This is a genomic window from Helcococcus kunzii ATCC 51366, assembly GCF_000245755.1.
Classification (GTDB): Bacteria; Bacillota; Clostridia; order Tissierellales; family Peptoniphilaceae; genus Helcococcus; species Helcococcus kunzii.
Genome location: NZ_JH601088.1, coordinates 211,079 through 230,222 on the forward strand (window position 1 = coordinate 211,079; position 19,144 = coordinate 230,222).

Here is a 19,144-nt window from a genome sequence, read left to right on the forward strand (position 1 = left end):
ATAAATGAGATTTACTAGTATAAAATTTTGATAATATTGTCGACAAAATTGAGTATAAATAATTGAAAAAAATATGTCAATGAAATAGAAACTTAATTCATACTAATTTAGTCAAGATTAAAATGAAACGCTAAAAAACAATAGTTACATGAGATTTGATAATGTGACAATAACGTAACAAATATTTTTATTTTAAATTAGAAAATAATACTATATAATTATATTCATAATATATTTTATGAAAAATTATATATGTTAAAATTTATGATAAAATGAAATTATAAAGATATTAAAATTAAATTTGAAAAGAAAATAGATTTATGAGGTGAAGATGAAGAAATTATGGGGATATATCTCGTTAGGATTTGCAAAAATGGTAGATGCAATAATAAAGGGATTGGTTGTTACTTTTGAATTTATAACTAATCTAAGTGAACAAGCAAAGGCTCTTTTGTTACCAATATTTATGATGGTAATTGTGTCAATGTTTATTTTTCCTTTATTATTGTTATTCATATTTACAGGTCCAGGGATAATATTACTTCTTGTTTTACTATTACCTATAATAATTTCCATGTTAGGTAAAGGTAGTTTAAGAAAATTATATCAATGGCAATATGCAACAAACAAATTTTTATATGCATATGCTAATGACATGATAAATGATACAAATAATAGAAGACCATATTCTGTATACAAACAAGAATATATTGATGAATTAAATAGAAAATTTGAAGAACAAAGAAGAAGAGAAGAAGAAGCAAGAAGAAGACGACAACAAGCTGAAAATGAAAGATGGGAAAGAATCTTTGAAGAATATTTTAATTCTTTCGGAGGTGGTGCATATACTGGTGGAAGTTATGATGGAAGAAACACAGGAGGATATCAAAATCCTGGAGGATATAATCCATTTTCACAATTCAAATCCCAATACGAGCAAGCTTGTGATGTTTTAGGAGTTTCATATAATGCTGAATATTCAGAAATTAAGTCATCATATAGAAAATTAGCAAAAAAATATCATCCAGATTTAAGTAAAGAAAATAATGCGGAAGAAATGTTTAAAAAAGTAAATAATGCATTTGAATTCTTATCTGAAGAAAATGTAAGACGTTATAAAAATATGTAAAGAGGTATGAAATGACAAATAAAAATAATAATTTAAAAGAAATCTATCTAGCAGGAGGATGCTTCTGGGGGACACAAGCATATTTTGATCAAATAGATGGTGTAGTTGAAACTGAAGTAGGATATGCTAATGGAGTTATTGAAAATCCAACTTATGAACAAGTTTGTACAGGATCTACTGGATTTGCGGAAACAACTAAAATTATCTATGATGCAGATAAAATAAATTTATATCAAATTTTAGAACAATATTTTAGAACCATTGATCCAACTTCATTAAACAAACAAGGTGGAGACGTAGGTACACAATATAGAACAGGAATTTATACATTAAATAGTAAAGATAGACAATCAGTTAGAGAATTTTTTGAATTAGTTAAAAATAATTACAATAAAGAAATAGTAGTTGAAAATAAAATTTTAGAAAATTATTATCCAGCAGAAGAATATCATCAAAAATATCTGCAAAAAAATCCTGGTGGATATTGTCATGTAGATCTTTCTTTAGCGAAAGAAGATTCACAATTACAAAAATATACTAAACCAGATGAAGAAACATTAAAACAAAACTTAACTAAAACACAATTTGAAGTAACTCAAAATGCGGATACTGAAATGCCTTTTTCAAGTGAATATGATACGCACTATGAAAAAGGAATTTATGTTGATATCGTAACAAAACAACCTTTATTTGCGTCAACTGACAAATTTGACGCGGGATGTGGATGGCCATCTTTTAGTAAACCAATCGATAATTCATTAAATTACTTTGAAGATAATAAATTGAGCAGAAAAAGAATTGAAGTAAAAAGCAAATCTGGTGATACTCATTTAGGTCATGTATTTAATGATGGACCAAAAGAATTAGGTGGTTTAAGATATTGTATAAATGGAGCAAGCTTAGAATTTATTCCGTATGAAGAAATGGATGAAAGAGGATATTCAGAATATAAAAAACTTGTGGAGTAAAAAATGTCACAAAGAAGACGCATTAAAAATGTTGATAAAATAAATAAAATAAGAGAAAAAAGAAGAAAAGACAGGATAAAAAATAATAAGTCTTCTTTATATAATAGAAATTTAAACGTAAATAAAAGAAAAAGAGTTCGTAAAAAAAAGAATGTTCCATTAAGAATAACTTTTTTATTATTGGTAGTAATTTTATTATTTTTTGGAGTTTATAAATTAATATCTGTGTTATTTTTACAAAAAAGAGCTAATTATGGACAAATAAGGTCATATTATGCAACAAGTGAATATGATAAATCCTTTAAGGAATATAATAAAAATCTATACTATGATAATTTTAAAAAAGAAAATGGCGTATATGTAGCAAATAAATCTTCAAACCCAAATATAATTAATATTGTAAAAAACAATTATGAAGATATACTTTTTGAAGAATTAAACAAATATCTAAACGAAAAATCTATTAAGCAGAAAGATTTTTCTATATATTTAGAAAAAGATGGAAAAGAGTTACTTTCTATAAATGAAGATGTTAAATATGAAAATTATGATATTAAGGATTTTATTAATTTATTGTTAGTAAAGCATGGAATAGAAAATAATATCTTCAAAATCAATGATGAAGTAACTATTTATAAGAGTGATTTAGCACCAAGTAACATTTATAGTTCTAAAAATATAGGTGATAAAGTAAAAGTAGATAGGATATTAAACGATGCCTATTCAAAAGGCGATAGAATATCAAAAAATATTATTAATAGGATATTAGTAGAAAACAAGATAAATGAATCCAATACATTAAATATTGTATTGAAGAATAGTGATTTTAAAAAATATTCTGTTAAAGATATTGCTAAACTGATTAATGTGCAAGATAAAGGTAGTACAACCATAAATTCGGTATTTGATTCTCTCTTTAAAGAAGAAAATACTTTATTTTTAAGTTCAATATATAGTCCTTCGGGAAATAAAAACATACATCAAGATAAAAAGGAATATAAATATGACGCTGGTATTGTAAATACTTCAAATAAATATATTTTTTCTATATATTCAGAAAAGTTAACTACAGAACAAATTAATGATATAGGTGATCTACTTAATAGAAAGATAGAAGAAATAGAATCTATAAAGAAAATACATGAGTAAGCCAAAAGCTATTATGATTAACTACGTGTTAAAATAATAGCTTTTTTCTATATATAGAAATATTTAATTCGAAAAAATCTAAAAATTTTCTAAAAAATAAGATTTATTTTTAAATTTTTTATCAATAATCAGTGAAATTTGCGTTTAAAACACCCCATAAAAGCCTAAAAATAGCAAAAAGTAAAAAAAATCAAAAAAAATTTGACAAAGTATATATATCTTGCTAATATAATAGAGCACCACAAATTGAGTGAAGCGAAAAAATATTGAAAAAAATATTTTGAAAAAAAAATAAAAAAAAGCTTGACAAAATAAAATGATGGTGTTAATATAATAAAGTCGCATCGAGAGAGACTCTTGAGAGACTTAAAAAAATAAAGAACCTAAACAAGTAAATAACGTCAATAACTTTTGAGTAATAATTTCAAAAAATAAGCTAGATCAAACTTTAATTTGAGAGTTTGATCCTGGCTCAGGACGAACGCTGGCGGCGTGCTTAACACATGCAAGTTGAACGAGAATTTTTCAGTCGATTTCTTCGGAATGAAACCGAAAAAGGAAAGTAGCGAACGGGTGAGTAACACGTGAGAAACCTGCCTTTCACAAAGGGATAGCCTCGGGAAACCGGGATTAATACCTTATGATACATTAATATCGCATGATGTAAATGTTAAAGAATTTCGGTGAAAGATGGTCTCGCGTCTGATTAGCTAGTTGGTAAGGTAGTGGCTTACCAAGGCAACGATCAGTAGCCGGATTGAGAGGTTGAACGGCCACACTGGAACTGAGACACGGTCCAGACTCCTACGGGAGGCAGCAGTGGGGAATTTTGCACAATGGGGGAAACCCTGATGCAGCGACGCCGCGTGAACGATGAAGGTCTTCGGATTGTAAAGTTCTGTCCTTAGCGAAGATAATGACAGTAGCTAAGAAGCAAGCCCTGGCTAAATACGTGCCAGCAGCCGCGGTAATACGTATGGGGCAAGCGTTGTCCGGAATTATTGGGCGTAAAGGGTATGTAGGCGGTTAATTAAGTCTGAATTTAAAGGCTGTGGCTCAACCACGGTTCGGTTTAGAAACTGGTTAACTTGAGTAGATGAGGGGAAAGTGGAATTCCATGTGTAGCGGTGAAATGCGTAGATATATGGAGGAACACCAGTGGCGAAGGCGACTTTCTAGAATCTAACTGACGCTGAGATACGAAGGCGTGGGTAGCAAACAGGATTAGATACCCTGGTAGTCCACGCAGTAAACGATGAGTGCTAGTTGTTGGGAGTCAAATCTCAGTGACGCAGCTAACGCATTAAGCACTCCGCCTGGGGAGTACGTACGCAAGTATGAAACTCAAAGGAATTGACGGGGACCCGCACAAGCAGCGGAGCATGTGGTTTAATTCGAAGCAACGCGAAGAACCTTACCAAGGCTTGACATATACAGGAATATCCTAGAGATAGGATAGTCTTTTCGGAGACTTGTATACAGGTGGTGCATGGTTGTCGTCAGCTCGTGTCGTGAGATGTTGGGTTAAGTCCCGTAACGAGCGCAACCCCTATCTTTAGTTACTAGCGAGTAAAGTCGAGGACTCTAGAGAGACTGCCGGTGATAAACCGGAGGAAGGTGGGGATGACGTCAAATCATCATGCCCTATATGTCTTGGGCTACACACGTGCTACAATGGTCTGAACAAAGCGCAGCTACCTCGTGAGAGCAAGCGAATCGCATAAAACAGATCTCAGTTCGGATTGCAGGCTGCAACTCGCCTGCATGAAGTCGGAGTTGCTAGTAATCGTGGATCAGAACGCCACGGTGAATGCGTTCCCGGGTCTTGTACACACCGCCCGTCACACCATGGGAGTTGGCAATACCCGAAGTCGTCGAGCTAACCGTCAAGGAGGCAGACGCCGAAGGTAGGGTCAATAACTGGGGTGAAGTCGTAACAAGGTAGCCGTATCGGAAGGTGCGGCTGGATCACCTCCTTTCTAAGGAAAAGTTAAATGGAGAAATTAAGTATTCATTAACTATAAAAAAAGAGAAATTACGATTCAGAAAAGTGTTGACGTTATGTTTAGGAAAATTTAATATTTAGTCTGGTTATATACCAGATTTCTTTATGGGGGTATAGCTCAGCTGGGAGAGCGCCTGCCTTGCACGCAGGAGGCCAGGAGTTCGAATCTCCTTACCTCCACCATTTGAACCTTAAACAATTAAATAGTAATAAATATTTCTGGTCAAACAGAAAAGAGCACAAGGTGAATGCCTTGGCACATGGAGCCGATGAAGGACGTTAGCGAACGAAAACCACGAGTAGCTGCAACAAGCGTTGATACGTGGGTCTCCGAATGAGGAAACTCACATGATGAAGAGTCATGTACCATATAGTGAATACATAGCTATGTGGGGGAAAACCCGGAGAACTGAAACATCTAAGTACCCGGAGGAAGAGAAAGAAAACTCGATTTTCTAAGTAGCGGCGAGCGAAAGGGAAAGAGCCCAACTTAGCATTAGTTTTTCAAAACATAGTAGAATAAGCTGGAAAGCTTAACCATAGAAGGTAAAGGTCCTGTATACGAAAAGTTGACAAAAACAGCTAGAAAGAGTAGTGTCGAACACGAGAAATTCGGCGTGAATATGGGGGGACCACCCCCCAAGGCTAAATACTACCATGTGACCGATAGAGGATAGTACCGTGAGGGAAAGGTGAAAAGAACCCCGGAAGGGGAGTGAAATAGAATCTGAAACCTTGTGCTTACAATCAGTGGAAGCAGACAGGATCTGTGACCACGTACTTTTTGTAGAACGGGCCAGCGAGTTATGGTATTAGGCAAGGTTAAGTGATTAAGTCACGAAGCCGTAGGGAAACCGAGTGTGAATAGCGCGAAAGTCTGATGCTATAGACCCGAAACTGGGTGATCTACCCATGGGCAGGCTGAAGTTGAAGTAAAATTCAATGGAGGGCCGAACCGGGTACGGTTTAAAACGTATCGGATGACCTGTGGGTAGGGGTGAAAAGCCAATCGAACTCAGAGATAGCTGGTTCTCCTCGAAATAGCTTTAGGGCTAGCGTCGATAATAAGATTACTGGAGGTAGAGCACTGAATGGTTGAGGGGCATTTAATGTTACCAAAATCTATCAAACTCCGAATACCAGATAATTATAGTCGGCAGTCAGAACGTGAGGGATAAGCTTCACGCTCAAAAGGGAAACAGCCCAGACCGTCAGCTAAGGTCCCTAAATCATGTTAAGTGGTTAAGGATGTGATTCTACTTAGACAACTAGGATGTTGGCTTAGAAGCAGCCACACATTTAAAGAGTGCGTAATAGCTCACTAGTCAAGTGGAGTTGCGCCGAAGATAAACGGGGCTAAACATGATACCGAAGCTACGGAATTTAGAGACATGAAGTAAGTTATCTAAGATAACAGATTGTTGTTTAATCAGAAATATAAAATACAAAGAAATCAAATGAAATAGACGAAAAAAATTAATTACGTCAGACATCAAGATTATTCCCGTGTAACAAACACGAAATAAGAAAAAAGTATAACAATTTCAGAAGATTAAATAACAGAACTTAGAAAATTTACTTCTCGTCTCTAAATTGGTAGAGGAGCATTGTGTACACGTTGAAGCTGAATCGCAAGATAGGTGGAGAGTACACAAGAGAGAATGCTGGCATGAGTAGCGAGAAGGTGAGTGAGAATCTCACCCGTCGAAAACCTAAGGTTTCCTGGGCAAGGCTCGTCCTCCCAGGGTAAGTCGGGACCTAAGCCGAGGCTGAAAGGCGTAGGCGATGGATAACAGGTTGAAATTCCTGTACTGCTAGTAGTCGTTATTAGAGATGTGTTGACGCAGAAGGTTAGGTTTAGCGCGCGGTTGGAAAAGCGCGTCCAAGCACAAAGTTAGGCCTGGGAGGCAAATCCCCCGGGTAACGATGAAGTGTGATGGGGATCGAAAAATAAGTAGAGAAGGAACTGACACCAAGCTGCCGAGAAAAGACACTATCGAGACTAAAAGCACCCGTACCGCAAACCGACACAGGTAGGAAGGAAGAAAATTCTAAGACGCGCGGAAGAACCATTGTTAAGGAACTCGGCAAAATGACCCCGTAACTTCGGGAGAAGGGGTGCCTCAGAAATGAGGCCGCAGTGAATTGGCCCAAGCGACTGTTTACCAAAAACACAAGTATCTGCTAAATCGCAAGATGAAGTATAGGTGCTGACACCTGCCCGGTGCTGGAAGGTCAAGGGGAAGGCTTAGCGCAAGCGAAGGCTAGAACTTAAGCCCCAGTAAACGGCGGCCGTAACTATAACGGTCCTAAGGTAGCGAAATTCCTTGTCGGGTAAGTTCCGACCCGCACGAAAGGTGTAACGATTTGGGCACTGTCTCAACAATGGATCCGGTGAAATTGTATTAGTCGTGAAGATGCGACTTACCCACGCTAGGACGGAAAGACCCCGTGGAGCTTTACTGCAGATTGATATTGGATTTTGAGGCCTAATGTAGAGGATATGTGGGAGATGAAGAATTAGTGGCGCCAGTTGCTAAGGAGTCGCCGTTGGAATACCACACTTTAGGCTTTAAGGTTCTAACCATACACCCTGAATCGGGTGTTGGGACACTGTCAGTCGGGCAGTTTGACTGGGGCGGTCGCCTCCTAAAAAGTAACGGAGGCGTTCAAAGGTTCGCTCAGAATGGACGGAAACCATTTAAAGAGTGTAAAGGCAAAAGCGAGCTTAACTGCGACACCTACAAGTGGAGCAGATACGAAAGTAGGACTTAGTGATCCGGTGGTACCGAGTGGAAGGGCCATCGCTCAACGGATAAAAGCTACCCCGGGGATAACAGGCTTATCTCCCCCAAGAGTTCACATCGACGGGGAGGTTTGGCACCTCGATGTCGGCTCGTCTCATCCTGGGGCTGGAGTAGGTCCCAAGGGTTGGGCTGTTCGCCCATTAAAGAGGCACGCGAGCTGGGTTCAGAACGTCGCGAGACAGTTCGGTCCCTATCCAGCGTGGGCGTAAGAAATTTGAGAGGATCTGTCCTTAGTACGAGAGGACCGGGATGGACAGACCGCTGGTGTATCAGTTGTCATGCCAATGGCACGGCTGAGTAGCTAAGTCTGGAAGGGATAAGTGCTGAAGGCATCTAAGTACGAAGCCCACCTCAAGATAAGATTTCTAAAAGAGTCCTTATAGAAAATGAGGTTGATAGGTCAAAGGTGTAAGTACAGTAATGTATGTAGCTAATTGATACTAATAACTCGAAAGTTTGACCAGAAATATTTCTTTACTATTATGTGACATATAGCAATAGTTAAGTCACGAAAAATTGTTTAGAGTTTAATATGTGGTGACAATAGCGAAGGGGATACACCTGTATCCATCTCGAACACAGAAGTTAAGCCCTTCATCGCTGATGGTACTTGGCTGGTAACGGCTTGGGAGAGTAGGTAGTCGCCAAATAAAGATGATACTCGGCTTTATGCCGGGTATTCATCAATTAAATTAATTAAATTTTCCTAGGTAGCTCAATGGTGGAGCACCCGGCTGTTAACCGGTAGGTTGTGGGTTCGAGTCCCACCCTGGGAGCCATTTAAGCCGGGGTGGCGGAACAGGCAGACGCACAGGACTTAAAATCCTGCGAAGGTTAAACTTCGTATCGGTTCGATTCCGATCCTCGGCACCATTAAAGGCTTAATTTTTTTTATAATCAAATAGCGCGGGATGGAGCAGTATGGTAGCTCGTCGGGCTCATAACCCGAAGGTCGTTGGTTCAAATCCAACTCCCGCAACCAAACAAGAAAGAACGGCTAATTATAGCCGTTCTTTTACATTTTAAATATATTTTTGTTTCAAATTTGGTAACCAATATTTGGAATTATAATATATTGATATATGTTACGTTGTTTTATTAATGTCTGTTAGTGCTCAGTCCAAAGAATTAAGGAATTATACTTGGTTATTTTACTATTTTCAATTTACCAAGTATATATTATTGCCAATTTACTTGGTTATTTTTATATTTCAAAATACCCAAGTAGAATTTTTGATCTATTTTACTTTGTAAAAATAGAAATTTAAAATAACCAAGTAAATCTAGTGATTTTTTTACTTGGTAAAATTAATATTTTAAAATAACCAAGTAAATCATGTAAATTTACTACTTGGTAAAATAGATATTTCAAAATACCCAAGTAATTTCAATCATCTAATCCCTAAAGTCTCCTAAAATCCCCAAACCTCCCATTCCACAAAATCCCAACCCCCACCCCAGCCCTCACAACACAATCTCAGTAACCATTTACTTTTATCACATAATTTAAGTTGTATTCACAAATCATTATTTGATATTATCATTATTACAAAGATAGTTTTTTAAATTTAGATTGTGTATAGTAGAGGCTAAGAGATGAGTGGTATTGTTAGAATTGCAATAATTGATGATGATAGAAATATAAGGGATGTTTATGAGAGTTATGTTTTGGAATGGGCGAGGGTTTCAAAGCGTGGTAGTTTATTAGTTGAGGTGGAGAAGTATATCTCGGCCGAGTCTTTTCTATTTGATTATGAGGAAGATAATAATTTTGATATTATTTTGTTGGATATTGAGATGGGAGAGATGAATGGTGTTGAATTGTCTAAAAGGATTAGGGTTAGGGACTCAAATGTTCAGATTGTGTTTATAAGTGGATATAGTGAAGATATTGGTTATGGATATGAGGTTGAGGCGTTGAATTTTTTAGTAAAGCCTATTGATAAGCATAAATTGTTTGAGGTGCTTGATAGGTCGCTTGAAAAACAGGAGATTTTGGATAAGTATATTGTTATAAAGTCTGAGGCTGCGAGTGTAAAAATGTTTTTTAAGAATATTTTTTATATTCTTAGTGATAAGAATTATTTGGACATATATTATGATAATAAAGTGTATAGGACAAGGATGACGCTTAAGGAGATGGAAGCTTTGCTTGATGAGAGGTTTCATAAATTGGATAGGTCTACAATAATTAATATTGAAAAAATTGATAGACTTACAAGAGGTGATTTAACATTAAATAATGGAATTACTTTGTCTATTCCTAAGGGAAAGTTTGATGTTATTAATAGAAAATTCATTGAATATTTTTAGGGGCTAATATGAATTTTTTAATAGATTGAAATTATATTTTAATAAGAAAGAAATAATTGAATATCAGCAGAATCTTCTTAATACAAATTATCAAGAAGTTGAGAATATGTATAAGGATATAAGAAAGTGGCGTCATAATTATAGGAATCATTTGCAGATTCTTAATGCTTATGCAGAAAATGATGATTTACAGTCAATTAAGAAATATTTGAAGGAGTTGGATGATAATTTACATTCAATTGCTCCGGTGATAAGAACTGGTAATAAGATGACGGATGCTATTGTTAATTCGAAGGTTTCTATATCAAAGGCTAATGAGATTAAGACGGTGGTGGATGTTAATATTTCACAGATGTTTAATATTTCGGAGGTTGATTTAGCGACGATTATTGGGAATCTTTTCGATAATGCCATTGAGGCTTTGATGGAGTTGCCTCCTGAAGAGAGATATATCAGATTGTATATGACGATGAAGGGACCAAAGCTTTATATTTCATTTACTAATTTTACGGATCAGAAAAAACAGAAGAAGTTTGGAAATATTTTTAAATCAACAAAAGGGATTAATAGGGGCTTGGGATTGGTGTCAGTGGATGAAATTATTGAGAGATATGATGGGTATATTTCGAGAAATTCGGAGGATAATGCATTTACCACGGAAGTTTTATTATAGGGATAATATTGTTATGAGGGCATTCGTACCAAAAAAATGATATTTTATCCCTATTATTTTTTTTATCTATTTTTTGTGTTAAATTTAACATAGGAGGAAGATATGGAAAGGAAATATGGATTACTTGAAAATGTAATATATATGTTAAAACTCGCGTGGGAAAGAAGGAAAAATAAGCTGTTATTGGCATATTTTTTTATTATCATTTCTCAAATCTCAATTTCTTTGATTGAATTATTTATTACACCTAAGTTAGTAGAAATGGTTGCGAATAGAAGAGAATTATCATATATTTTTAAATTTACTATTGCTATTATTTTTGTATTTTTAATTTTTGAAATTACGAGAAATTATTGTAGAGAAGCAACGATAACGAGAAAAATAGATGTAAGATCGAGTATATTGGGCAAGATGATAGAAAGAAATTTAACCATGCCTTATGAGTTAACCTTAGATACTAAACTTACTCAAACTTTTAAAAAAGCGGGGGAATATTTTAATAATAACGAGAGTTTTGCTGAAAAGATTTATGATGTTTTAGCAAATTTTGCAATAAACTTTATACTGATAACTATCTACATTTTTCTCCTTTTGAAACTTCCAATTTATTTGATTATTTTTACGATAATAAGTGGTTTTATTTCTTTTTATATAAGTAAGAAAATAAAAGATTGGAGATTTAATAATCGAGAAATTGAGTTAGAATATAGTTCAAAGATTCATTACACATTAACGAGAGCTGTTATTATAAGTCCTTCTAAAGATATCAGATTGTTTGGATTAAAGGATTGGTTTTCTGATATTTATGATTCAGTAATGTTTTCATATAATGCGTTTTTAAATAAATCTGCGAAGAAATATATTTATGCGGGAATCATTGAGTCAATTTTTGATTTATTAAGAAATGTTATTTCATATTATTTTTTAATAAATATGGTAGTGAGTGGACGAATTGATGTTGCTACATTTATACTTCTTTTTAATGCTCAGACTAAGTTTTCTAGTGATATCAATACTATTTTTGAAAGTCTGTATCAAATTGTAAGATATAGCAATAATGCTTCTGTATTTAGAAGTTTTATGGATTATGAAAATCCATATAATTTGGATGAAGGTATTGATGCATATAAAACTAGCGCTGAAGATATTAATATAGAATTAAGAAATGTCTCATATAAATATCCTGAGGCTGAAAATTATGTGCTTGAAAATATTAATCTAAAAATAAATCCAAAGGATAAAATTGCTATTGTTGGGATGAATGGTTCCGGTAAAACTACATTAATTAAGATTATTATGGGATTTTTAGATCCAACTGAAGGTGAAGTTTTACTTAATGGGATTAATCTTAAAGAATATAGAAGAAATAGCTATTATAAGAATTTTTCTGGAGTTTTTCAAGATTATTCCATTCTTCCTGAAAGTATAAAAGTAAATATAACTCAAAATAAAGAAGAAGTCGATGAAGATAAATTGTCTAAAGTCGTTGAATATGCGGGATTAAATGAAAAGATTGAAAGCCTGGAAAAAGGGATTGATTCTAACTTGCTAAAAAATGTTCATGAAGATGGGATAGAACTTTCTGGTGGAGAAACTCAGAAATTGTTATTGGCAAGAGCTTTGTATCGTGATGCGCCATTCTTAGTGTTGGATGAACCTACAGCTGCATTAGATTCGATTGCAGAAATGGAATTATATAATAAGTATAATGAATTAACAAAGGATTCAACATCAATTTTCATTTCTCATAGAATGGCATCTACGAGATTTTGTGATTATATATTATTGATTAAAGATAAAAAAATTCTTGAAAAAGGAACTCATGATCAGTTAATGAAATTTGGAGGGGAATATAGAAGGATTTTCGATATTCAAAGTAAATATTATAAGGAGTATGTAAATGAAGCTTAAGGAGAGGATTAGTATTCTTTTTAAGACAATAAAATTACTGTTTAAATATTACAAGACTCATATGATATATATTACTATTTTGTCAGTGATGCAGGCTGTATTTCCTCTAATTACAATATATGTTACTGCGAGAATTATCGATGCGATTGTAATGAAAATGGCAACTGATACGATAATATTTTGGGCGACAGTTTCAGTTGTTTCAATATTTATAATAAATATTATTCAAAAAACATTCTCTGCTTTATCTGAGAGAGAATATAGCAAAATCTTTGAGAGTTATCTAAAAATATGGAATGACATTTATAATGATCTTGATTATCAGATGATAGAAGATCCAGCGGTAATTTCTAAAAAAGAAAATATTGATAAAATATTTAATTTTACAGGTAGAGGCATGCTTTGGATAATTTATGTCTTAAATGATTTTATTAAGTCAATACTTTTAATAATTGGTAGCATATTTTTGACTGTACAATTTTTCTATGAGAAATTACCAACTACAAGTCCGTATTATTATTTAAATACGACATTATCAAATATTAGTTTTATTGCGATACTTATAATTTTATCGATAATAATTATTTACATTCAATGGAAAATTAGAAGCGCGTGGTCGAGAATGTTGAGTGAAGGTACTAAGGGGAATAGTATTTTCGGATTTTATATGTTTTATATAAATGAGAAAAAAAGAGCTATTGATGTTAGATTATTTAATCAAGATAGGATTGGAAAAGAAACTGTTAAAGAGAGTGATACATTCCTACCTGGCGGAATACTGGATAGAATCCATTTAAATGTGATTTCAAAATACAGTGCAATAGAAAATTTTGTAAATAAAATTCAAATGTCAATTATATATATTTTTGTAATCATTAAAGCTTATGAAGGTGTGATTTCAATTGGGATGTTGTCACAATATATCGGGAGTATATTGCAGTTGACAAGTAGTTTTGTACTATTTGCTTCTACAATTGCAGATATGCTTATAAATAGTGAATTTACAAAATCTACTTTTGAATTTATTGAAAATAATGAGAGTATGTATCAAGGTAGTTTAACTACAGAAAAAAGAGATGACAATAAATACGAAATTGAATTTAAAAATGTATCATTTAAATATCCAAATACAAATAATTGGGCATTAAAAGATGTAAATGTAAAATTTGAGTTGGGTAAGAAATTGGCGATTGTTGGGCAAAATGGTAGTGGTAAGACGACTTTCATAAAGCTTTTAATAAGATTATATGATCCAAATGAAGGGCAAATTTTATTAAATGGAATTGATATTAGAAAATATAAATATGAAGATTATCTAAAAATATTTTCAGTCGTATTTCAAGATTTTAATTTATTTGCATTTCCAATTGCTCAAAACATTGCTGGTAGTATAGATTATGATAGAAAAAAAGTTGAGGGTGTTATTGAAGATGTGGGCATGACTGAAAGAATTTCTGAAATGAAAGATGGCGTCGATACTTATATATATAAAGATAATGATACGGAAGGCGTAGATTTATCTGGTGGTGAAGAACAGAAAATCGCCATTGCCCGAGCGTTATATAAAAAGGCGGCATTCATTATCTTGGATGAGCCGACTGCTGCACTTGATCCATTAACGGAACAAGAAATTTATGAAAAAATGAGTAATATAGTTAAAGATAAAACTGCAATATTTATTTCACATAGATTATCTTCTTGTAAATTATCAGATAATATTTTGGTGTTTGATAAGGGAAGCATTATTCAAGAGGGAGCACATGATAAACTAGTCAATGAAGCTGGTAAATATAAAGAGTTGTGGGATGCTCAGGCTGGATATTACATCTAATTAAATAACAAAATTATTAAAAGACTTATTATGTCAAAAACATTAAACGATAAAGATTACTGTTTTTAGGCGTTAAGAAGTCTTTTTTTTAATTCGAGAAAACATTTTCAGTTAAGATATAAAAAGGACGATATAAGTGAATTTTTGTTCTAAAAAATTTTATATCTTGTTTATTAATTGTTTTAAATTTAAAATAAGCTTGAAAGAGTTATCATGCTCTAATATTTAAGGAGGAAAAAATGAAGGGATATAGGAGAGTACTAAGTTTTATACTAGCATTGACAATAATTTTCGGATACATTCCAGCGTTATTCAATGGTATGCCAAGTGTAAATGCGGAAAAAGAATTGCCAAAGACTAGTTTAAGACCAAAGTCAGATGGAATCCATATGAAAGATATTTTAAAATGGACTCCAGATACTGGACTAAATGGACAAATTAACAAGTCTAGTATACAAAAAGTAGACAGAAGCAAGGGAAAAGTGGTTAATCCACTAGCAAATGGAGACGGTAAGGTACAAGTTTTATCATTGATGAATGCAAAAGGTGATAATGTTTCTTCAGTAGGAAGCGACATGTTTAAATCTTACGCATTTGATTTCTGGCAATATGTAAATTCAATGATATTTTGGGATGGTATGATACCAACTCCTGATGTGATTGATGCTGCACATAGAAATGGTGTGCCTCTATATGGTACATTGTTCTTTGCTTGGTCAACATCAATTGAAGATAATAGACTTTTCGCTGAATTTATAAAAGAAGACTCAGAAGGTTCAAAAACATTCCCTGTAGCTAGAAAATTAGCAGAAATTGCTAAACACTACGGTTTTGATGGTTATTTTATAAATCAAGAAACAACAGGTAGTCTTACATCAGGTAAGGGTGAACAAATGAGAGATTTTATGCTTTATGCTAAGAAATATGCTGCAGAAGAGCTAAAATATCCAATTCTATTCTCATGGTATGATGCCATGGCAAATAGTGGTAATAGAAATCATTACAACGCTGTAAATGCATACAATGACTATTATGTTAAACCAGTAGGTGAATATGTGCCAGCCGAAGATTTCTTCATGAATTTTAACTGGTCATCTTCAAACATTCAAAATACTGCAAAACATATGGAAAGTATAGGAAGAAATCCATTTGATGCATATGCTGGTTTTGAATTACAAGCAAATTCATATAATACAAATATTAATAGAAATGCACTATTGGATGAAAATAAAAAATTACTTACTTCAATTGGTCTATTTACTCCAGACTCAATTCAAGGATTATCAATTGATGGTGAAGATTATCATGAACAAGAAAGAAAATTCTGGGTAGGATTTGATGGAGACCCTGTGACATCTGATGATAGCCATAGATGGTCAGGTATGGCAAGATTCGTTGCAGATAAGACACCAGTGACATCTCTGCCATTTAAGACATTCTTCAATACTGGACATGGTAGACAATGGTTTATTGATGGTAAAGTTTCAAAGACTGAAGAATGGACAGCTAGATCTGTTCAAGAAGTTTTACCAACTTGGAGATGGTGGATTAGATCAAATACTGATTCAGTATTAAAAGGAAGATACGATTTTGATAAAGCATATAATTCAGGAAACTCAATTACTTTCGAAGGTAATTTAGCAAAACCAAGTACAAATGACATTATGCTTTATAGTACTGATTTTACACCATCAAATGATACTAAATTTAGATTAACATTTAATGGTGGTAAAGATTCTGTAGTAAAAATCGGATTCTCATCAGATAAAGAATATGGTAAAGATACATACAAATATTACACATTAGATACTTCAAAATCTCAAGACAAATGGTATACACAAGAATTTGATTTATCTCAATTTAATAAACAAGACGTAAAATCAATCAAACTACAAATTGAAAATCCTGCTGCAGTTAATGATTACAAATTTAACTTAGGTGAATTATCAATTTACGATGATGCAAAAGTGGTAGATAAAGTTTCTAATTTCGAAGTTGCAGAATCATTAGTTCACACAGCAAAAACAGCTGAAGCTATAGTTAAATTTGATAGAGTTGAAGGTGCGGATTACTATGAAGTATATCAAAAAACTAATAATGAATGGAAACTTGTAACAGCTTCATCTTCAAATGTTGTTTATTTAGCAGATTTAACAAGAAGTGCTGAAGATAAAGGTACTGTGCAAGATTTACAAGTTATTGCAGTTGGTAAGAATGGTACAAAATCAGAACCAACAACTACTACAGTAGATTGGAAGATTACTGTAAATGATACTGAAGAATTGCCAATTGATCCAGAAAATGTAGTTTTAGGTGCAGAAGTTACAGCTGTAAGTGGCGAAAACGAAGGTGAATTAGGTAGAAATGCATTAAATGGTACTATTTCAGGAAACTCTGATAAATGGTGTACAAGTGCATATACAGGATATCTAGATATTAAATTAACTCAACCAAGAACAGTAAGAAGATGGGTTGTTGAACATGCCGGTGCAGGTGGAGAATCTGTAAATGACGGTAAAATGAATACAAAAGACTTTGATTTACAATATAAGATTAATCCTGAGGATGAATGGACAACATTAAAATCCATTAATAACAATATTGCACATGTAACAGATGTAAATATTGAAAAACCAGTAACTGCACAATATTGGAGATTAAATATTAGAGCTGCTCATAATGGTACTCCATGGGGAGCAATTAGAATCTACAATTGGAAGATGTATGAAGTTGAAGATGATAATTTATCAGATACAATTCCAATGCAATATGTAGAAGTTAAAAATGTAAAAGATGATTTATATACAGTTAACTTTGCTAAAGTAAATGCAAATACAAATGTTAAGATCTATAAAGATGCTGCTAAAAAAGAATTATTAGCAGAAAAGACACAAACAGAAGAAGGCGAATTATTAATTGATAATGTTAAAATAGAAGGAAAAGAAGGGTTAATTTACTATACAACAACTACTCTTGGACAAATAGAAAGTCCAGTACTTGCAGCTCACTATGAAAAAGCTACAAAGGAAATTTCTTCTATTAAATTAATAGAACAACCAAAGAAACTTAATTATTTCATAGATGAAGAATTAGAATTACTTGGTGCAAAAATCGAAATCACATATAATGATGAAACAAAAGAAGTGTTATCATTACCAAACATTTATGTAAAAGTTGATGGATTTGATTCAAGTAAAGAAGGTAAAAACACATTAACATTCACATATAATGGAATAAAATTAGACGATACAGTTGAATTATCAATTAAAAAGAGACCTGAAGTGGTTGAAATTTCATTCACTGAAGCTCCAGAATCAGAACTAACACAATTTGACGAATTCAATGAAAGTAAAGGTAAAGTTCAATTAAAATATGATAATGGAGAAGTGGAAGAAGTAAGCATTTTAGATTCAAGATTAGTTGTTTCATGGTCTGGTACAGATAAAGTCGGTTCATTTGAATACAAAGTATCCTATGGCGATTTAACAATTACTGCACCATATACAGTAAAAGCTGCTGAAATTAACTATCAAAGACTTGAACAAAAACTTGCTGAAATTGAAGCGATTAAAGAAACAGATAAATATCTAAACGCTACTAAAGAATCACAAGAAACACTTGATAAAAAAGTCGAAGAAGCACAAGCATTATTAAACAATGCTCAAAGTCAAGACGATGTAGATTTAATGGTAACTATATTGCAAAAAGCAATAGACTCATTAGAACAAGAACAAACAGAAGAAATTGACTATAAGGAGCTTGAAGATAAACTTGCAGAAATCGAAAAGATTAAGCAAACAGATAGATATCTAAAAGCGGATCAAAGAATAAAAGATGCATTTGATTTACAAGTTGAAGATGCAAAAGCTTTACTAAACAACGCTTCAGAACAAATTGAAGTTGACGTTATGGTTACTGTACTAGATATGGTTATAGAAACATTACCAAAAGAAACCATTGACGAAACAGAAAAAGAAACCGAAGACGAAGAACAAATTTATCATGGTTGGAAACAAGTAAATGATAAATGGTTCTACTTTGATAAAGGTGTACAAGCTAAATCAGAATGGAAATGGATTGATAAATCATGGAAATTCTTTAACTACAAAGGTGAATCAATGGCTCAAACCTATAAAGAAAATGGTATGACTTGGTTATCATTAGAAGGACCAAATACTAGATATCATAAGGGATGGTGGACTCACCCAGATAGCGGATTTAGATATTACTTCAGATTAACTTCAGGTACAATGGTTAAAGGAAAACAATTTATAGAAGGCGCATGGAGATACTTTAGACCTTCAGGAACGCTTGCAACAGGCTGGCAAAAACTTCCATTAGGTTGGATGTACTTTAGA

The 19,144-nt window shown here is 33.2% G+C and carries 8 protein-coding genes, 4 tRNA genes and 3 rRNA genes; all 15 read left to right on the forward strand.

The features are described from left to right. The first annotated feature begins 331 nt into the window (after window positions 1-331). Window positions 332-1,129, forward strand: a complete 798-nt coding sequence (locus HMPREF9709_RS00935) for a DnaJ domain-containing protein (RefSeq protein ID WP_005397061.1) — start codon at window positions 332-334, stop codon at window positions 1,127-1,129. A gap of 11 nt (window positions 1,130-1,140) precedes the next feature. Continuing rightward, a complete protein-coding gene (gene msrA / locus HMPREF9709_RS00940) occupies window positions 1,141-2,097 on the forward strand; it encodes a peptide-methionine (S)-S-oxide reductase MsrA (protein WP_005397062.1) in 957 nt (318 codons plus the stop codon). 3 nt (window positions 2,098-2,100) lie between these two features. Next, window positions 2,101-3,246 carry a hypothetical protein gene (locus tag HMPREF9709_RS00945; protein WP_005397063.1) on the forward strand — a complete coding sequence of 382 codons (1,146 nt, stop codon included), beginning with the start codon at window positions 2,101-2,103 and terminating at the stop codon, window positions 3,244-3,246. Between the two features lie 449 nt (window positions 3,247-3,695). Beyond that, window positions 3,696-5,225 (forward strand): 16S ribosomal RNA (locus HMPREF9709_RS00950). Window positions 5,226-5,358: 133 nt separating this feature from the next. Further along, window positions 5,359-5,434 (forward strand) — tRNA-Ala (locus HMPREF9709_RS00955). A 38-nt stretch (window positions 5,435-5,472) separates the two neighbouring features. Further along, window positions 5,473-8,522: ribosomal RNA gene (locus HMPREF9709_RS00960) — 23S ribosomal RNA — on the forward strand. 69 nt (window positions 8,523-8,591) lie between these two features. Further along, window positions 8,592-8,708 (forward strand): 5S ribosomal RNA (gene rrf, locus HMPREF9709_RS00965). Together the 16S, 23S and 5S rRNA genes with 4 tRNA genes alongside form the textbook arrangement of a ribosomal RNA operon. 54 nt (window positions 8,709-8,762) lie before the next feature. After that, a tRNA-Asn gene (locus HMPREF9709_RS00970) sits at window positions 8,763-8,837 on the forward strand. Window positions 8,838-8,842: 5 nt separating this feature from the next. Continuing rightward, window positions 8,843-8,931 (forward strand) — tRNA-Leu (locus HMPREF9709_RS00975). 32 nt (window positions 8,932-8,963) lie between these two features. Beyond that, window positions 8,964-9,040 (forward strand) — tRNA-Met (locus HMPREF9709_RS00980). A 614-nt stretch (window positions 9,041-9,654) separates the two neighbouring features. Further along, entirely contained in the window at window positions 9,655-10,371 is a 717-nt protein-coding gene (locus HMPREF9709_RS00985) for a LytR/AlgR family response regulator transcription factor (RefSeq protein ID WP_005397064.1), read from the forward strand. A 106-nt stretch (window positions 10,372-10,477) separates the two neighbouring features. After that, entirely contained in the window at window positions 10,478-11,044 is a 567-nt protein-coding gene (locus HMPREF9709_RS00990) for a sensor histidine kinase (protein WP_245527503.1), read from the forward strand. 102 nt (window positions 11,045-11,146) lie between these two features. Beyond that, window positions 11,147-12,955, forward strand: a complete 1,809-nt coding sequence (locus HMPREF9709_RS00995) for an ABC transporter ATP-binding protein (protein WP_005397068.1) — start codon at window positions 11,147-11,149, stop codon at window positions 12,953-12,955. Then, the gene (locus HMPREF9709_RS01000) at window positions 12,945-14,786 is read left to right on the forward strand and encodes an ABC transporter ATP-binding protein (RefSeq protein ID WP_005397070.1); all 1,842 of its coding nucleotides are present in this window, start codon (window positions 12,945-12,947) and stop codon (window positions 14,784-14,786) included. The genes HMPREF9709_RS00995 and HMPREF9709_RS01000 overlap by 11 nt, the downstream gene beginning before the upstream one ends. A 239-nt stretch (window positions 14,787-15,025) precedes the next feature. After that, the coding region (locus HMPREF9709_RS01005; RefSeq protein WP_005397072.1) for an endo-beta-N-acetylglucosaminidase at window positions 15,026-19,144 on the forward strand (4,119 nt) is incomplete at its 3' end.

Bases quoted from the DNA above. Each gene is read 5' to 3' on its own strand.
- HMPREF9709_RS00995 (WP_005397068.1), top strand. From the start codon at position 11,147: ATGGAAAGGAAATATGGATTACTTGAAAATGTAATATATATGTTAAAA.
- HMPREF9709_RS00935 (WP_005397061.1), top strand. From the start codon at position 332: ATGAAGAAATTATGGGGATATATCTCGTTAGGATTTGCAAAAATGGTA.
- HMPREF9709_RS00990 (WP_245527503.1), top strand. From the start codon at position 10,478: ATGTATAAGGATATAAGAAAGTGGCGTCATAATTATAGGAATCATTTG.
- HMPREF9709_RS00945 (WP_005397063.1), top strand. From the start codon at position 2,101: ATGTCACAAAGAAGACGCATTAAAAATGTTGATAAAATAAATAAAATA.
- msrA (WP_005397062.1), top strand. From the start codon at position 1,141: ATGACAAATAAAAATAATAATTTAAAAGAAATCTATCTAGCAGGAGGA.
- HMPREF9709_RS00985 (WP_005397064.1), top strand. From the start codon at position 9,655: ATGAGTGGTATTGTTAGAATTGCAATAATTGATGATGATAGAAATATA.
- HMPREF9709_RS01000 (WP_005397070.1), top strand. From the start codon at position 12,945: ATGAAGCTTAAGGAGAGGATTAGTATTCTTTTTAAGACAATAAAATTA.